Annotated in this window: 15 protein-coding genes and 1 tRNA gene; 2 read left to right on the top strand and 14 right to left on the bottom strand. The window is 69.4% G+C overall.

Annotation, left to right across the window (positions count from 1 at the left end):
• Positions 1-45 precede the first annotated feature (45 nt).
• The 3 genes from AB0L53_RS18100 to AB0L53_RS18090 all read right to left on the bottom strand — a co-directional run bounded on the left by AB0L53_RS18100 (position 46) and on the right by AB0L53_RS18090 (position 4,411).
• Positions 46-3,207, bottom strand: a complete 3,162-nt coding sequence (locus AB0L53_RS18100) for a DUF4082 domain-containing protein (protein ID WP_363994647.1) — start codon at positions 3,205-3,207, stop codon at positions 46-48.
• Between the two features lie 228 nt (positions 3,208-3,435).
• Positions 3,436-4,041: a helix-turn-helix domain-containing protein gene (locus AB0L53_RS18095; protein WP_363994644.1), complete on the bottom strand. Its 606-nt coding sequence runs from the start codon at positions 4,039-4,041 to the stop codon at positions 3,436-3,438.
• On the bottom strand, positions 4,025-4,411 hold the full coding sequence (locus AB0L53_RS18090; protein WP_363994641.1) for a hypothetical protein: 387 nt from the start codon (positions 4,409-4,411) through the stop codon (positions 4,025-4,027). Before AB0L53_RS18090 ends, AB0L53_RS18095 begins: the two co-directional genes overlap by 17 nt.
• Before the next feature lie 97 nt (positions 4,412-4,508).
• On the opposite strand from AB0L53_RS18090, the gene AB0L53_RS18085 reads away from it, so the two are divergent.
• The gene (locus tag AB0L53_RS18085; protein ID WP_363994638.1) at positions 4,509-4,952 is read left to right on the top strand and encodes a carboxylesterase family protein; all 444 of its coding nucleotides are present in this window, start codon (positions 4,509-4,511) and stop codon (positions 4,950-4,952) included.
• 456 nt (positions 4,953-5,408) lie between these two features.
• On the opposite strand, the gene AB0L53_RS18080 is transcribed toward AB0L53_RS18085, so the two are convergent.
• From AB0L53_RS18080 to nadD, 5 genes are all read right to left on the bottom strand, one after another.
• Positions 5,409-5,481, bottom strand: a tRNA-Ala gene (locus AB0L53_RS18080).
• A 65-nt stretch (positions 5,482-5,546) separates the two neighbouring features.
• Complete coding sequence (locus AB0L53_RS18075) at positions 5,547-6,461, bottom strand: TetR/AcrR family transcriptional regulator C-terminal domain-containing protein (RefSeq protein WP_363994635.1); 915 nt, start codon at positions 6,459-6,461, stop codon at positions 5,547-5,549.
• A gap of 174 nt (positions 6,462-6,635) precedes the next feature.
• On the bottom strand, positions 6,636-7,259 hold the full coding sequence (locus tag AB0L53_RS18070) for a histidine phosphatase family protein (protein WP_363994632.1): 624 nt from the start codon (positions 7,257-7,259) through the stop codon (positions 6,636-6,638).
• A complete protein-coding gene (rsfS, locus tag AB0L53_RS18065; protein WP_357648089.1) occupies positions 7,256-7,651 on the bottom strand; it encodes a ribosome silencing factor in 396 nt (131 codons plus the stop codon). The genes AB0L53_RS18070 and rsfS overlap by 4 nt, the downstream gene beginning before the upstream one ends.
• 91 nt (positions 7,652-7,742) lie before the next feature.
• Positions 7,743-8,360 (bottom strand): nicotinate-nucleotide adenylyltransferase, encoded by a 618-nt coding sequence (gene nadD / locus AB0L53_RS18060; RefSeq protein WP_363994629.1) that lies wholly within the window; start codon positions 8,358-8,360, stop codon positions 7,743-7,745.
• A gap of 121 nt (positions 8,361-8,481) precedes the next feature.
• On the opposite strand from nadD, the gene AB0L53_RS18055 reads away from it, so the two are divergent.
• Positions 8,482-9,513: a M48 family metallopeptidase gene (locus tag AB0L53_RS18055; protein ID WP_225302586.1), complete on the top strand. Its 1,032-nt coding sequence runs from the start codon at positions 8,482-8,484 to the stop codon at positions 9,511-9,513.
• An 11-nt stretch (positions 9,514-9,524) separates the two neighbouring features.
• Here the strand turns inward: AB0L53_RS18055 and AB0L53_RS18050 are convergent, their stop codons facing one another.
• From AB0L53_RS18050 to rpmA, 6 genes are all read right to left on the bottom strand, one after another.
• Positions 9,525-11,294, bottom strand: coding sequence for a protein kinase (locus tag AB0L53_RS18050; RefSeq protein WP_363994626.1), 1,770 nt, complete (start codon positions 11,292-11,294; stop codon positions 9,525-9,527).
• Positions 11,295-11,376: 82 nt separating this feature from the next.
• A complete protein-coding gene (locus AB0L53_RS18045) occupies positions 11,377-11,553 on the bottom strand; it encodes a hypothetical protein (protein WP_363994623.1) in 177 nt (58 codons plus the stop codon).
• 66 nt (positions 11,554-11,619) lie between these two features.
• Positions 11,620-12,900, bottom strand: a complete 1,281-nt coding sequence (locus AB0L53_RS18040; protein WP_363994620.1) for a glutamate-5-semialdehyde dehydrogenase — start codon at positions 12,898-12,900, stop codon at positions 11,620-11,622.
• A 159-nt stretch (positions 12,901-13,059) separates the two neighbouring features.
• The gene (gene proB, locus AB0L53_RS18035; protein WP_363994618.1) at positions 13,060-14,178 is read right to left on the bottom strand and encodes a glutamate 5-kinase; all 1,119 of its coding nucleotides are present in this window, start codon (positions 14,176-14,178) and stop codon (positions 13,060-13,062) included.
• 128 nt (positions 14,179-14,306) lie between these two features.
• Positions 14,307-15,656 carry a GTPase ObgE gene (gene obgE / locus AB0L53_RS18030; protein WP_358557324.1) on the bottom strand — a complete coding sequence of 450 codons (1,350 nt, stop codon included), beginning with the start codon at positions 15,654-15,656 and terminating at the stop codon, positions 14,307-14,309.
• 243 nt (positions 15,657-15,899) lie between these two features.
• Positions 15,900-16,157, bottom strand: coding sequence for a 50S ribosomal protein L27 (gene rpmA / locus AB0L53_RS18025; protein WP_090773491.1), 258 nt, complete (start codon positions 16,155-16,157; stop codon positions 15,900-15,902).
• Positions 16,158-16,171: the final 14 nt, after the last annotated feature.

Here is a 16,171-nt window from a genome sequence, read left to right as displayed (position 1 = left end):
CCACCGGTCCGCGTCCGTCCGCCTCCAGCGCCTTGACCCCGCCGACTACCCCGTGCCGGCGGCGAACACCACGTCCACCCAGTAGTTGCTGGCCTGGTAGCTCTTCGTCGGGAAGCCGTTCGTCGCGCCATACCGGTACACGCCGTTGCCTCCGCTCGCGCCGCTGGCCAGAGCGAGGAGCGGACCGTTGGTGTACTGGGTGGCGAAATACTGCCTGTCCACCGCGTAGTTCCCCGAGTTCGTGAAGTACGAGACCACGTAGGTGGTGTTGGCGGCGATCGTGACAGGCGTGGCGAAGTCCATCCGCTGCCAGCCGCTCGCCGTCTCGTTGGTGAACGTCCCGGACGCCAGCAACTGCCCAGCGCTGGTCCACAAGTACCCGCTATGGGGCCCGGTGTTCTGCGCCCCCTTGTAGAACCGGACCCCCAGGATCCGCCCGCCCGTCGTCGCCCTGAACTTCACGCCCAGCGCGACGGCCACCGGATCGTCCGCTGCCGGCACCGCCGGCACCGACGAGTCAGGCCACAGGCTGTTCGTCGGCGTCGGCGTCGGTGTGGGAGTCGGCGTGGGCGTGGGCGTCGGAGTGGGCGTGGGCGTCGGAGTGGGCGTGGGCGTCGGGCCGGAGGTGTTGAAGACGACGTCCACCCAGTAGTTGGTCGCCGAGAAGGTCTTGTTGGGGAAGATGCTGCTCCCCGAGTAGGTGTAGACGCCGTTGCCGCCGCTGCTCGCACTGTCCGGCGCGGTGAGAGGACCGCGCACGACCGCGCTCGAGAAGTACGAGACGTCTCTGGCGTACCCACCGTTGGGCGCGAAGTACGAGGCCACGTAGGTGGTGTTGGCGCTCACCGAGACCGGGGTCGCGAAGTTCACCTGCTGCCAGCCGGTCGCCGTCTCCCCGGTGAACGTCGCCCTCCCCAGCAACTGGCCGCCGCTGGTCCACAGGCTCCCGACGTGGGTGCCGGTGTTGCCCGAGCCCTTGTAGAACCTGAGCGCCGAGATGGTGCCCGCCGTCGAGGTCTGGAACTTCACCCCGACTTCGACCGGGCTCGTGTCATCGGCCGCGGGCACGGAGGGCACCGTGGACGACGTCCAGAGGCTGCAGGGGCAGTCCGTGGTCGAGTTGACCGTCCTCGTCGTGACGGGCGACTGGATGTTGCCGCTGTCGTCGATCGCCCTCACCATGATCGTCTTGGCGCCACTGCCTTGGATCGTCCATGCGTACTGCCAGGTGGCCCGGCCCGTCGCCTGGCGCCAGGTGGCGCCGCCGTCAACCGACACCTCCACGGCGCCCACCACGCCGCCGCCGGTGTCGGCGGCCGTTCCCTGAACCTGGATGGTTCCAGGCGGTACGTTCTCGCCGGCCGCCGGAGCCGTGACCGTCGAGGTCGGACGGATGGTGTCGGTCGACGCCGTCGCCGGTACCAGCCCCGGTTGGAGGCTGACCGGCTGGGCCTTCATGTCGGCCAGGATGTTGACTGTCGCCTGTTGCATCCGGACATCTGTGGGGGTGCCCGCCCGGTCATGGACGCTGTCCAGGCCCCACGCCCACTGGACTGTGCCGGCGCCGAAGACCAGCGCGCCACTCGGCGCCTTGGAGAACGCCAGATTATGCGTCGCGGTCCCAGCACCGTAGGTGCTACCGAAGTCGAGCAGGTATTTGTTGGTCGAGGACAGCGTCGTCTGGGAGAGCCGCACCGTCCCCGGCGGCGTGAAGTCGTTGTCCGGGGACTCGTCCCATTCGAAGCCGAGCGTTCCCGCCGGGAACGTCGCGGTCTGCCCAGGTTGCAGGCTTGCCACGGACGTGTTGCGCCAGAACCGCAGCGGCCCGTACACCGCCGGAACGGTCATCGCGTCATTGACGGTGCCGTTGATCCTGAAGAAGGTTTCGCTCACGCGGTTCTCCGGCCTGCCTCCGTCCGACGGCGGCGAGAAGCGCGGATCGCGCCACGTCCCGGTCCATTCCGGACTGGGGTCGATCTTGGCGTTGGCGTGCGTCTCCTTGTAACAGACGATCGTCCGGAACGGCGCCATCGCACCGGCGATGCTCGCCTCCCATCTGGTCTTCCAGAAGATCTCGTTGCCGGAGAAGAAAGCCACGTTCACGCCGCCGTCGCGGGCGGTCTCCACGGTGTTGCGCATCTGGTTCGACCAGTACTCGTCATGCCCGACGGAGAGGAACGCCTTGTGCTCCAGCAGTTCCTGACCGCGGGTGGCGCTGTCCACGCCGCTGAAATAACTCACGTCATATCCGTTGGCCTCAAGCCATCGGACCATGGGGTATTCGGCGTTGAAGAAGAAGGTCTCCGGGGCGTCCATGGAGAAGGGGTCGCGCGTCTTGAACGGGCGGTTGTAACTCACCTTGTAGGCGCGGCCCACGGGATTACCGAAGTAGAGGCTGTTACCGCCGTACCTGTTGTAGGCCTGCCAGGTCGTGTCGGAGGTCTGCACAAGAACGTCCGAGCCCCTGGTGTCGTCCCGGACCACGAAAATGATGTGGCTGGCACCGGTCGTTCCGTCCTCCCGGACCAGTTTCGCGATATAGACCCCGGAGACGGCGTCGCTGGGCACCGCCCAGGAGGCCGACACCGCCCAGTTCCCGCAGTCGACGAGCCCGGTCGACGTGTCCTCCGCGCACAGGGGTTGCGACTGGGGCAGAGGGGCGGACGGCTGGACCGTCGTTATCTTTCGCGCTCCCATTCCGCCGTAATAACCGATGCGGTAGATGTCGAGGCGATAATCGGTCGCCACGGTGTCGACCTTGAACAGCACGGTCTCCCCGTGATTGACGCTCATCTGCGTCGCGAAGCCCTGGATGGTGCTGCTGCCCGCTCCCGAGATATCCCATTCGCTGGCGGGGTTGCCCGGCTTGTTGTTCTCTATGCAGATGACGGAGGTCGGCGGGCAGACAGCGGCGGCTCTCCTGCCGCCGACCGGCTCTCCCGAGCGGGTCTCCCGAGCCTGCCGGCGGGTGCCTTTCGCGACCTGGGCCGCGAAGTCCGACGCGCTCCGCGCCGGTTCCGCACGGCCCGTAGCCGCAGCGGCCTTCGCGGCGGGCACGCCTGCCGAGGCCGTACCCGCGCGGGCCGTGCGCGCCTCCGCACCGGATCCGCCCCCTGGCCCGCACACCAGGCCGGCCACGATGGCGACGACCAGCCCAGCCCAGGGCAGCCGACGCCTCCTCAGGGCCTTCTTCTCACGCTCCGACATGTGCCACCCCCGGTCGCAGTACCCCACGCGAACAAGCCGTCAAGATCATCGACTCAGTGAGGAATGCTATGGGCCGGACCGGTTACTTCTGGAGCGAGCGGTGATACGACAGCAGCTCTTATGAAATGGGCGTGTCGCCGCTTATAACGAGGAAAATCCCGGCAGCCCGCCCACGCCGCGGCCCTGCATAGGCGACCCGCACCCGAGAACCCGCATAACAACAGGCCTTTAAAATTCAGCTCTTGTTGCCCGGCCGAATATCTCGACGAGTTCATTAGCGCAGTGGTCCGGGTCGAGGCCCTCGACGATCCGGTCGGCCATCGCGTCGATCGACGCACGCAGGGCCGTACTCATCAGCACACTGTCGAACGCCCGGAAAGCCCCCGTACGCTGCCCGTCCGTGAACAACGCCACCAGCCTGGCGATCGCGGCGTCCCGGTCGTGGTCACTCGCGAGCGCCTGGTTGTGCGCGATCTGCTGCACCGCGCGCACGTGTTCGGGATGGGCGGCGATGAAGGCGATGTTGGCCCGGATGAATGCCTCCAACTGCGCACCGGCTCCGGAGGCGGCCTGCAGCGTCGGACGCATGAAGGCGGCCGCGTCGGTGATGACCTGACTCACAACAGCCTCGAAAAGCTGCTCCTTGTTGGAGAAGTGGTAGGAGATCAGCCTCTTGCTGCTCAGCCCGGCATGCTCGCAAATGGCCTCGAACGTGGTCTCCGCATAGCCGCGCTCGGCGAGCACGGCGATGGTGGCGGAGGCGATCTGGGCTTTGCGGGCCTCGGTGGCCTCGCGCCGCGTTCCGGAGGTCTGCATATCACCCCAGCTTGCCACGCTTCGGGTACGCCTCACGTACGGCACGACGATTGACGATGACCGCGACGGCGGCGACCAGGACGCCGACCACCCCCTGCTCCGCCTTCATCCAGATGGGATAGCCGCTGTCCGGCGCGAGGAGGATGAGCACGATTCCGATGGGCGCGGCGAAGCTGATGAAGCGGATGCGCAGGTAGGCCGATCGCTTGCCGCGTGCGGCCTGCCCGGCCAGGGCCACGAGCCAGACGGAGGCGGCGGCCACGGCGGCGCCGCGCAGCCACACCACCCAGTTGCCACCAATGACGGCGGCCACGCCGAGCGTCGCGATCGAGATGACGAGCACGGCGACGAAGAGCGTCCGGACCAGATTCCACGGATTCTTATCCATGCGTATAAATTTACACATATGGATAACAACGTGCAAGGGCCTGGCGCTGACCACAGAACGAAACGTTCGTCCAAGACACCCAGGCCCGGAGCTTGTGATGCTCGACCTCGTGGGAGTGGCGGCGTTCCTCGGGATCCCGTACGCCGCCCCGCCCTTCGGGGCGCGCCGCATGCGGCCTCCCGAGCCGCCCGTGGGGTGGGAGGGTGAGCGCGGCGCTACCGATTACGGGCCGACCTGCCCGAAAGACAACGACGACCCGGAGGGCGCCGCGCTGAGAAGGGGCGCCGCCAGCGGCGTACGCCTCCTGGCCGGGTGGAACCGCGACGACACCCGGATCGGCCTCGTCCCCACCGGCATGATCGACCTCGCCGACGAGCGCATCCTCTCCGCGGTCGTGGGCGCCTACGGTGGGCCCGACGGGACGATCGAGCTCTACCGGGCAGCCCGGCCGGGAGCGAACGACGGGGACCTGCTCGCCGCCGTGACCACCGACTGCTTCATTCGGGTTCCGGTGATCCGGGTAGCCGAGGCCCGCCGCTGACCACGAGGTGGGAAATCGTTCCCACGACATCCGGAGACGCGCTTGCTATGTCGAGCATGGCTCCCCCGGGTGATGTCCCACGCAGCAGTGGATCAACGATCCCGTTGTGCGTTTCCTACGTAGGCGAACAGGGCTGAGCGGGTGAGAAAGTACACGGCTCTGCGGAACGTCATCAGCAGCCCTCCCAACGATTCCCAGGCAACAAATGGCCACAAGCAGGCGAAGCGCCTAAATAAGACCGCCCGAGCGAAGCGAAGGCCCTGCAGGGGTCGGGACCAGGCCCGACTGGAAGAAACCGCCTGAAGCCCCCAAGCGCGAAGCGCCAAGAAGAGGCGAAGCCGATTGGCCCGACGCTGGGGGTCCGGGGGTTATCCCCCGGGGTAAACAATGAGGAGGCCGAGGGGAGCGAGCCGCCCAAAGGGCGGCGAGCGACCAAACCAACCCCGCCGACGAGCGTGGAGCTATGGGGATTCGAACCCCAGACCCCCTCCATGCCATGGAGGTGCGCTACCAGCTGCGCTATAGCCCCTGGTCACCGTGACGAGCTGGCTCGTTACGGCGCTCCGAGAGCATATAGCCATCGGTGGGATTCGCCTAATCGCGCCGTCCGTGCGCCGCGCCGGCCACCAGTACGGCCAGCCCGTCCAGCTGGCGCCGCAGCCCGAACTCGAAGAGCGAGTCCAGGTCGAGGTCGAGTCCGGGCTGCACGATCACCCTGGCCATGGTCGGGAAGCCGCCGGAGGAGAGCGCCTCGGCCAGCTGCCCCTCCCTGACCGCCGCTTCATCGTCGGCCTCCGGGTCCGCCGCGACTCCTCGTACGAACCCGGCCAGCGACACACTGGCGTGCAGCATGGCGTTGGGGGTGAGGCCGAGGCCGTCGAGGGCGCGCAGGATCCATTCGGTGTGCGTCATCGCGTTGCGGACGAACTCTGGCCTGGTGAGCGGGATGGCCTGGGACAGCCAGGGATGGCGGCGGTGGAGGCGCCATTGAAGCCGCAGCGACACCTCCAGCTGGGCGCGCCAACCGGGCGGCGGCTGTGCGGGCAGCGGAATCTCGCCGTAGGCGGCGTCCGCCATCAGGTGTACGAGCTCGTCCGTGCTCCGTACGTGCCGATGAAGCGACAGGACCGGAGCACCGAGCTCGGTGGCGAGCCGGTCCATGGAGGCGGCGGCGAGCCCTTCACTGTCAGCGATCTTGATGGCCACGCCGAGAACGCGCTGCTCGGTCAGGTCCGCAGGGGCAGACTCCAACTCCCCACCGCTGTCAGCCGCCTTGGGCAGAGCGTCAACCCGGTAGACCACCACGGTGCCGATCCCGGGCACCGGGCGTACCAGCCCTTCGTCCCGAAGCACGCCGATCACCTTGCTGGCCGTGGCCATCGCCACTCCCCAGTCACGCATGATCTGCCGGGTGGACGGGATCCTGTCCCCCACCGCCAGCTCCCCTGCGGCGATCCGCCGCCGCAGTTCGCCGACGATCCGGAGGTAAGGCACCTCACCTCGGTCCACCGCGAAGTCTCCTCATCGCCCTAGCGCACTAAGACGAAATAACACCACATCCCCTCTGCCACCCGCACTAGAGCTACAAATCCGCTATCGCCGGAAGAATCCGCCCACGCAGCAGGACTCGGGCCGACGCGACACGACCTGGGCTCGACGCAGCAGACCGAGGGCCAGGCGGGGCTAGGCGTCCGGACGGTCGTCGCTGTTGACCGGCTCAGGCAGCGTGCCCGCGTTGTGTTCGAGCAACCGCCACCCCTTACGCCCCTCCTGCAACATCGACCAGGAGCAGTTGCCGAGCCCGCCCAGCGCCGGCCAGAGCTCCTCGGGCAGCCCCAGCAGCTCGCAGATGCCCAGCCGCAGCGCCGCGCCGTGCGAGGCCACGACCAGCAGGCCGTCGTCGTCGAGCCGGTCCGCCCAGCGGCGCATGGCGGCCGCCACCCGGCCGGCCACGTCGGCGACCGGTTCGCCGTCGGGGGCCTCCCAGGCCACGTACTCCTCCGGCCAGCGGGCGGCGATCTCGTCGCGGGTCAGGCCCTCCCACTGACCTCCGCCGCGTTCGCGGAGGTCCTTGTCGACGGAGACCTCGAGACCGACGATCCGGCCGAGCGCCAGGGCGGTGTCGTTGGCTCGCTGGAGGTCGGAGGAGACGATGACGGTTGGCCGCAGCGAGGCGAGCAGGGACGCGGCCCTGGCCGCCTGGGCGACACCGGTCTCGTCGAGCGGGATGTCGGAGTGGCCTTGGAAGCGATGCTCGACGTTCCACAGTGTCTGGCCATGCCTGAGGCAGACGATCCTCTTGCTCAAGTGCGAGCCCGCTGGATGTTGGCCTGCGCCACGCTCTCCGGGAGCGGGATGGCCGGGCAGTCCTTCCAGAGGCGCTCCAGCGCGTAGAAGGTGCGGTCCTCCTCGTGCTGCACGTGTACGACGATGTCGAGGTAGTCGAGGAGGACCCAACGGCCCTCGCGCTCACCCTCGCGGCGTACCGGCTTGGCGTCGGCCTCGATGCGCAGCCTGTCTTCGATCTCGTCGACGATGGCGCGGACCTGGCGGTCGTTCGTGGCGGAGCAGAGCAGGAACGCGTCGGTGATGACGAGTTGCTCGCTCACGTCGTAGGCGAGAATGTCATCGGCCAGCTTGTCGGCCGCGGCCTCGGCGGCGATCTGGACGAGCTGGACGGCTCTTTCGGATGCGGTCACGATGCGGGTCGGTCCTCCTGTGTCGGCAACATGCCCCTATGTTGAGGGTACCCGTTACGGCTCCGCAGCCCCACGTATGGCACGAGCACCTTCACCCCTCTGCGTGGTAAAGGCCGCGTTTGTTGATGTACTGCACGATTCCATCCGGCACCAGGTACCAGATCGGCTCGCCCTTCTCCACCCGCTGCCTGCACTCCGACGAGGAGATCGCCAGGGCGGGGATCTCCAGCAAGGTCACCTTCCCCGGGGGCAGGCCCGGATCGTGCAGCGTGTGGCCGGGCCGCGTACACCCCACGAAATGGGCGAGTTCGAACAGCTCCTCGGCGTCCTGCCAGCTGAGGATCGCGCCGAGGGCGTCGGCTCCGGTGATGAAGTAGAGCTGTGCGTCAGGTCCGTAGATCGCGGAGATCTCACGCAACGTGTCGATGGTGAAGGTGGGCCCGGGCCGGTCGACGTCCACCCGGCTCACCGAGAAGCGGGGGTTCGACGCGGTCGCGATCACGGTCATCAGATAGCGGTCCTCGGGCGCGGACACCTCGCGCTCCGACTTCTGGTACGGCCGGCCCGTGGGCACGAAGACGACCTCGTCGAGATTGAAGTGGTGAGCCACTTCGCTGGCGGCGACCAGGTGACCGTGGTGAATCGGGTCGAACGTCCCACCCATCACTCCCACGCGTCGCTTTCCCTGGACACTCGGCGCGTTCATCATGAAAGGACCCTACGCGTCGACTATCCGACACCCACATGGCACCCCCCGCTGACCAAAGCGGTCACCAACCCCGTCACGAACCCAGGTGATGAACGCGCGCCGTCCCGGCTGCCGACGTAGCATGCCGGGCATGACGACCACCCCGGACCGCAACCGCGTCCAATTGCCCGGCATCTCGTCTCGTGCCTACGAACACCCCGCAGACCGGTCCGCGCTGGTCGCTCTGCGTAAGTTGAGTGGGTTCGACACGGTTCTCAAGCAGATGTCCGGCCTCATCAGCGAGCGCCGCCTGCGCCTGATGTACCTGGCGTCGGCCGTACGTGTGAGCGAGACCCAGTTCCGCTCCCTCTACGACATGGGCCGCGACGCCGCCTACGTCCTCGACCTGCACCGGATCCCCGAGATCTACGTCCAGCAGGATCCGCAGGTCCAGGCCAAGGCCATCGGTTTCGACGACCCGTTCATCGTGGTGACCACCGGCCTGCTCAACCTCATGAACGAGGAGGAGCAGCGCTTCGTCATCGGTCACGAGACCTCGCACATCCTGTCGGGCCACGCCGTCTATCGGACGATGCTCGACATCCTCACCCGCCTGGCCACCCGCGTGGCCTGGATCCCGCTCGGCTACATCGGCCTGCGCGCGATCGTCGCGGGCCTGGAGGAGTGGTACCGCAAGTCGGAGCTCTCCTCCGACCGCGGCGGCCTGCTCACCGGCCAGGACCCGGACGCGGCCAAGCGCGCGCTGATGAAACTGGCCGGCGGCGCCTACACCCACGAAATGAACATCGAGGCGTTCCTGGAGCAATACCAGGAATACGACACCGCGGGCGACCTGCGCGACGGCTTCCTCAAGGTGCTCAACCTGCTCGGCACCACCCACCCGTTCGCCGTGGTGCGCGTGGCCGAGCTCGACAAGTGGCACCGCGGCGGCGAGTACGAGCGCATCCTCGGCGGCGACTACCCGCGCAGGGAAGACGACGCCAGCGCCCGGGTCACCGACGAGATCAAGGCCGCAGCCGAGTCCTACCGCGCGTCGTGGTCCCAGTCGCAGGATCCGTTCATCGGCGTACTGCGCGACGTGGCAGAGGGCGCGGTCAACGCGGGCGAGCGCATCTTCAACCGCTTCTCCCGCCGCGACGGCGGCCAGGGCTAACCCACAGCCGGTCACAGAAGCAGCGCGATAGCGCGCACCGCCGCCGCGCACAGGGCGACGAACCCGCCCAGCACGGCCAGTGCGCGCAGCCCTTCCCTGCGCAGGTCCGGCAGATGAGCGCCGACCCGCTCGATCTCGCGTCCGGTGATGCCGCCACAGAGCATCCCGAACACGACACCCGCGGCGGTGACCGGCGCGGGCTGCTGCCACCAGTCGGCATCTATCTGGCCGCCGCCGATCAGCCAGAGCGCGCCACCCGCCGCCACCGCGACGGGCACGCCCGGCCACACCACGGCGGTCGCGGTCGCACCGGTGAAAGCGAACGGGAAGAGCACCACGCGCAGGGTCACCCTGACCCGGCGCGAGACGCGCTTCCTGACCATCCAGTGGCTCATCCAGAGCGTCCTGGTCAGCAGTACGAACGCGGCCGTGATCCCGATCGTCGCGATCGGCCAGATCACCGACGCCACCACACAGGGCACGGCCAGCACCGCGAGCAGCAACAGCGCGGCGTTGCCCGCGGGCAGCGTGGTGGAGCCCGACTCCGACCTGAGTCCGGTGTTGCGCGTGCCCGGCGTCCGGGGTTTCCCGGTCACGGCCTTCGTGCGGCTCCGTACGGGTGTGGCCTTGACGCCCTCGCCTGTGCGGAGCCGTGGCCCCGTGCCCTTTCCGTCCGTACTCGTACGGCCCCGGGGTGCGGGCACCTTCCCGTCCGCACTCGTACGGCCGCGCGGCATCGGGACCTTCCCATCCGGGTTCGTCCGCGTCCGCGGCGCGGGCACCTTCCCGTCGTCCACCGCCCGGCCGCGCGGCTTGGCCTCCTCACCGGTCCGGCTTCGCGGCTTGGCCTCCTCCGCCGTGCGGCTGCGGACTTTCGCCTCCTCCGCCGTACGACCGCGCGGCTTGGCCTCTTCACCGGCCCGGCCACGCACCGCGACGCCCTCCTCGGCCGCGGGCACGGCGCGGGCGGTATCGGGCTCGGCAGGGCTGGTCGCCTTGGCCAGCCGTGACAGGCGGTCGGCGAGCAGCGCGGCCGTCGGTCGCTTGCCCGGCTCCCGGTTCAGCGCGGCCCGCACCAGCGACAGCAGCGCCACCGGCACGCCCTTGAGGTCGGCCTGCCCGTTGAGCACCGCGTACATCTGCGCCTCGGCCGTCCCCCGCCCGAACGTCGGCCGTCCGGTCGCCGCGAACGCCACCGTCGCCGCCCACGCGTGAATGTCGGCGGGCGAGTCGACGTGCTCGTCGGCGAAGATCTCGGGCGCGGTGTAGCCGGGTGTGCCGAGGAAGGTGCCGGTCAGGGTGAGGCGGGTGGCGTCCACCACCTGCGCGATGCCGAAGTCGATGAGGACCGGGCCCTCGGCGCCCATGATGATGTTCGCGGGCTTGAGGTCGCGATGCACCACACCGGCCGCGTGGATGATCGCGAGTGCGGTGGCGATGCCCTGCGCCAGCTCCACCAGCTGTGCCATGTTGAGCGGGCCGCTGTGGCGCACCATGTCGAGCAGCGTGGCGCCCTCGATGTTCTCCATGACGAGGTACGGCCGGTCGCACGAGAGATCGGCGTCCAGCACCTTGGCCACGTACGGGCTCTCGACCCGGCGCAGCGCCCGGACCTCGCGTTCGAGCCTGACCCGCATGGAGTTGTCTTCTGCCAGGTCGTGCAGGACCTTGAGGGCGACCCGCTCGCCCCGGCGGGAGCTGGCGAGATAGACCTCGCCCATGCCGCCCCGACCGAGCCTCTCGAGCAGGGTGTACGGCCCGACCTTGCCGAGCTTGGTCACCGTCCCTCCCCGCCCGGCGCGCCCATAAGGGTCAACACCCTAGCGCTGGGACGCCTGATAGCGCGTGCGGCGCGCCGAAGCTTTATCGGCGGGGTTGCTCGGACAGCATGCTGTCGAGCTCTGTCGTAAGCTCCGCCGACAGGTCCTTCCTGCCCTTCCTGCGCCAGTGGATGTGGCCGCGGTTCTCCATCCAGAGCAGCAGCCGATCCGCGCCGACCAGCACCACGGCCGCGAAGGCCAAGGCGATGACGATCTCCATGTGGACCAGTCAACCGAGCTCCTCCGCCGACCGGTCACGCCGACACGCCACCGCTGCCCAACCCCGTCAGGCGCCTGACCTTGGGATGACCGTGCCTGCTGATGTACGCAGATGCCCTTCGCCGGTATAGACCCATTTGGTGGACGTCAGCTCGGGCAGTCCCATCGGGCCGCGCGCGTGCAGCTTCTGGGTGGAGATGCCGATCTCCGCGCCGAAGCCGAACTCGCCGCCGTCGGTGAACCGGGTGGAGGCGTTGACCGCGACGGCCGCCGAGTCGACCAGCGACACGAACCTGCGCGCCGCCTGCTGCGACCGGGTGACGATGGCGTCGGTGTGGCCCGAGCCGTAGCGCCTGATGTGGGCGACGGCCTCCTCCAGCGAACCGACGACGGCGGCGGCGATGTCGAGCGAGAGGTATTCGGCGAGGAAGTCGTCCTCGGTGGCCGGCTCCACCTCGCCGTAGGCGGCGATCCGGTCGTCGCCGTGCACGGTCACGCCCGCGTCCTTGAGCGCCTGGAGCGCCCGGGGCACGAACTCGTCGGCCACCCCGGCGTGGACCAGGAACGTCTCGGCCGCGTTGCACACCGACGGCCGCTGCGCCTTGGCGTTGACCAGGATGTCGACGGCCAGATCCAGATCGGCGTCGGCGTCGATGTAGACGTGGCAGTTGCCGACGCCGGTCTCGATCACCGGGAGCGTCGACTCCTCGACCACCGAGTTGATCAACGACGCGCCGCCGCGCGGGATCAGCACGTCGACCAGGCCGCGGGCCCGCATCAACTCCTTGACGGAGTCGCGCGTCAGGCCCGGCACCAGCTGCACCGCCCCGGAGGGCACCTCGGTGCTCTCCAGCGCGTCCTGCATCACCCGCACCAGCACGGTGTTGGAGGCGTAGGCGCTGGAGGAGCCCCTGAGCAGGGCCGCGTTGCCGCTCTTGAGGCAGAGCGCGGCGGCGTCGACGGTGACGTTGGGGCGGCCCTCGTAGATGATGCCGATCACGCCCAGCGGCACCCTGAGCTGGCGCAACTCCAGGCCGTTGGGCAGCGTGCTGCCCCGGATCACCTCGCCGACGGGGTCGGGCAGGTCGGCCACCTGGCGTACGGCCTCGGCGATGGCCTCGATCCTGGGCCCGTCGAGGCGCAGCCGGTCGATCATGGCCTCCGGCGTGCCCTGCTCCCGCGCCTGCGCGACGTCCTTGGCGTTGGCCTCGACGATCTCGGTGGTGTGGGCGACGAGGGCGTCGGCGACGGCGCGCAACGCCCGGTCCTTGGGCGCCCGCGGCAGCGGGGCCAGCTCGGCGGCGGCCTCTCGCGCCGCGCGGGCGACCTTCAAGAACTCCTCGGACATCACACGCTCCTCTGCCGACGGCCGGAGAGCCGGCTGCCTGCCTAGTTGTGGCTTCCGGTCTCCGGCCGCCTCGTTGCGGGCTTCCGGTGACCGGTGGTCTGGTTGCTTTCGGTGGCCGGTGACCGGTGGCCTGGTTGTGGGCTGCCGGTTTCCGGCTGTCTAGTTGTGGGCTTCCAGTATGACGATGTCGTCGCGGTGGATCAGCTCGCGCTCGTATGCGGGACCGAGCTCGTTGCCCAGGTCTCGCGTCGAGCGGCCGAGCAGTCCCGGGATCTCCCCCGCGTCGAAGTTGACCAGCCCGCGCGCCACCACCCCGCCACGCGGCCCGCACAGGTCCACCGGGTCGCCGGCCGCGAAGTCGCCCTCCACCGAGGTGACCCCGGCGGGCAGCAACGACTTGCGCCTGGCCACGATGGCCTCCACCGCGCCGTCGTCGAGCAGCAGCCGCCCGCGTCCGGTGGTCGCGTGGGCGAGCCAGAGCAACCGGGTGCCGGGGTGACGGCCGCCAGGGTGGAAATAGGTCCCGACATCGGACCCGGCCAGCGCCTGAGCGGCGTGCGCGGCCGCGGTCAGCACGACCGGCACGCCGGCGCCGGTGGCGATCCTGGCCGCCTGCACCTTGGTGACCATGCCGCCGGTGCCGACCGCCGCGCCGTTCTTGCCGAGCTCGACGCCGACCAGGTCTTCGGGGCCGCGGATCTCGGCCAGCCGCCGGGACCCGCTGCGGCTCGGCGGCCCGTCGTAGAGTGCGTCGACGTCGGAGAGCAGGACCAGCGCGTCGCTGTGGATGAGATGGGCGACCAGAGCCGCCAGCCGGTCGTTGTCGCCGAAGCGGATCTCGTCGGTGGCGACGGTGTCGTTCTCGTTGACGATCGGCACGATGCCGAGCTCCAGCAGCCGGTTGAGAGTGCGCTGGGCGTTGGCGTGGTGGGCGCGGCGCATCATGTCGTCGGCCGTCAGCAGCACCTGCCCGACGCGCAGGCCGTAGCGGGCGAAGGAGGAGGTGTAGCGGGCGACGAGCACGCCCTGGCCGACGGAGGCGGCGGCCTGCTGGGTGGCGAGGTCGCGGGGGCGCGCGGTCAGCCCCAGCGGGCCCAGGCCCGCCGCGATCGCTCCCGAGGAGACCAGGACCAGCTGGGTCCCGGCGCGGCGGCGGGCGGCCAGCACGTCGACCAGGGCATCGACCCGGTCGACGTCGATCATGCCTTGGGGGGTGGTGAGCGACGAAGAGCCGACCTTGACGACGACCTTCGACGCTGAGCTGATCTGTTCCCGCACGTTCGAAGCCTATCGGAGACCGGCGACCCGACCTCCCGGCCGGTGCCCCCGCCCGCGGCAGCCACCCGAGGACCGGGATGCCGCCGGGGGCCAGGCCGCTTGGGAAGGGAAGCAGGGGTCGGGCGCCGCTAGAACCGGTTGTCGGTGCCGCGCGGCCCCTGCCGTACGGACTCGGCGTTGAGCGTGGGCTGCCAGTCGAAGACGTAGCCACCCTCCATCGGCCCGATGACGACCTCCGCGCCCGCAGTGGCACCGGCCTTGACCAGCTGATCCTCGATGCCGAGCCGCTCCAGCCGGTCGGCCAGGTAACCGACGGCCTCGTCGTTGCTGAAGTCGGTCTGCCTGATCCAGCGCTCCGGCTTCTCGCCGGTGACCTGGAAGAGGTTGTCGTTGACCCGGCGGACGCTGAACCCGGCCTCGCCGAGCTGCTTGGGCCTGAGCACCAGCCGCGTGGGCTCCTCGACGGGCTTGGCGGCCCTGGCCGCGGCCACCCATTCGCCCATCGCGAACGTCAGCTCCCGCAGCCCGTCATGGGTGGCGGCCGAGATGGTGAAGACCCGCAGCCCCCGCTCCTCGAACTCGCCCTTGACCAGATCGGCCAGCTCCCGGGCGTCCGGCACGTCTGCCTTGTTCAGCACGACCATGCGGGGCCGGTCTTCGAGCTTGCCGTAGGCCTCCAGCTCGGCCTCGATCACCTCGTAGTCGCTGATCGGGTCGCGTCCCGGCTCCATGGTGGCGCAGTCGATGACGTGGATGAGCATGTCGCACCGCTCGACGTGGCGCAGGAACTCGTGCCCGAGCCCCTTGCCCTGCGACGCCCCCGGGATCAGCCCCGGCACGTCGGCGACGGTGAAGATGGTCTCGCCCGCGGTCACCACGCCCAGGTTGGGGATCAGGGTGGTGAACGGATAGTCGGCGATCTTCGGCCGGGCCGCGGACAGGGCCGCGATCAGCGACGACTTCCCGGCACTGGGGAAGCCGACGAGCGCCACGTCGGCGACGCTCTTGAGCTCCAGCATGACGTCGAGCGCGTCCCCCGGCTCCCCGAGCAGCGCGAACCCGGGCGCCTTGCGCTTGGTGCTGGCCAGCGCCGCGTTGCCGAGCCCGCCGAAACCGCCTTCGGCGATCACGTAGCGGGTGCCGACGCCCACCAGGTCGATGAGCACCTCACCGGTGGCGGCGTTCTTGACGACCGTCCCATTGGGCACCGGAAGGATGACGTCCCCGCCATTGGCCCCGTCGCGGTTGGACCCCTGGCCCTGCTTGCCGTTGTCGGCCTTGCGATGCGGCCGGTGGTGGTATTCGAGCAGTGTGGCGGTGTTGGGGCTCACCTCAAGGATCACCGCGCCGCCGCGCCCGCCGTTGCCGCCGTCGGGCCCGCCGAGCGGCTTGAACTTCTCCCGGTGCACGGACGCGCAGCCGTTGCCGCCGTCACCCGCCTTGAGGTGCAGCACCACTTGGTCCACAAAGTCAGCCATCCCGGCCCCTCCTCCTAGGCCGATCAAGGCCCGTCACATAACCCAGTCCACGGACCGGGGCCAAGAATGCGCACGTCACGGCGCGCGACCACGTCCACCGGAGGAGCGTGCCCCTGGACGGGCCCCGGCCCCGCACGGCGGGTGGGGCCCACCGCGCTGAGCCGTACACCAAAAAGTCGTGAAAAACGCACTCAGGGACGGATCGAGAACCCGATCCGCCCCTGAGCAGGAAACTCTGAGAATCTACTCCGCCACCGGAACGATGCTCACCGCGCGGCGACCGCGCTTGAGACCGAACTGCACGTGGCCGGCGGCCAGCGCGAACAGCGTGTCGTCGCCGCCGCGGCCGACGTTGTCGCCGGGGTGGAAGTGGGTGCCACGCTGCCGGACGATGATCTCGCCCGCGTTGACCAGCTGGCCGCCGAAGCGCTTGACGCCCAGGCGCTGGGCGTTGGAGTCACGGCCGTTCCGGGTGGACGACGCGCCCTTCTTGTGTGCCATCTCTCTAACTCCCC

The sequence above is a fragment of the Nonomuraea sp. NPDC052129 genome (assembly GCF_040680095.1).
Classification (GTDB): Bacteria; Actinomycetota; Actinomycetes; order Streptosporangiales; family Streptosporangiaceae; genus Nonomuraea.
This window is presented reverse-complemented; position numbering and strand designations above follow the sequence as displayed.

What these genes read in the sequence shown, in the direction of transcription:
- AB0L53_RS18045 (WP_363994623.1), bottom strand. Translation starts at nt 11,553, where the DNA reads ATGGAGATCGTCATCGCCTTGGCCTTCGCGGCCGTGGTGCTGGTCGGC.
- AB0L53_RS18090 (WP_363994641.1), bottom strand. Translation starts at nt 4,411, where the DNA reads ATGGATAAGAATCCGTGGAATCTGGTCCGGACGCTCTTCGTCGCCGTG.
- rpmA (WP_090773491.1), bottom strand. Translation starts at nt 16,157, where the DNA reads ATGGCACACAAGAAGGGCGCGTCGTCCACCCGGAACGGCCGTGACTCC.
- AB0L53_RS18040 (WP_363994620.1), bottom strand. Translation starts at nt 12,900, where the DNA reads ATGTCCGAGGAGTTCTTGAAGGTCGCCCGCGCGGCGCGAGAGGCCGCC.
- nadD (WP_363994629.1), bottom strand. Translation starts at nt 8,360, where the DNA reads ATGATGAACGCGCCGAGTGTCCAGGGAAAGCGACGCGTGGGAGTGATG.
- AB0L53_RS18100 (WP_363994647.1), bottom strand. Translation starts at nt 3,207, where the DNA reads ATGTCGGAGCGTGAGAAGAAGGCCCTGAGGAGGCGTCGGCTGCCCTGG.
- AB0L53_RS18085 (WP_363994638.1), top strand. Translation starts at nt 4,509, where the DNA reads ATGCTCGACCTCGTGGGAGTGGCGGCGTTCCTCGGGATCCCGTACGCC.
- obgE (WP_358557324.1), bottom strand. Translation starts at nt 15,656, where the DNA reads ATGGCTGACTTTGTGGACCAAGTGGTGCTGCACCTCAAGGCGGGTGAC.
- AB0L53_RS18055 (WP_225302586.1), top strand. Translation starts at nt 8,482, where the DNA reads ATGCCGGGCATGACGACCACCCCGGACCGCAACCGCGTCCAATTGCCC.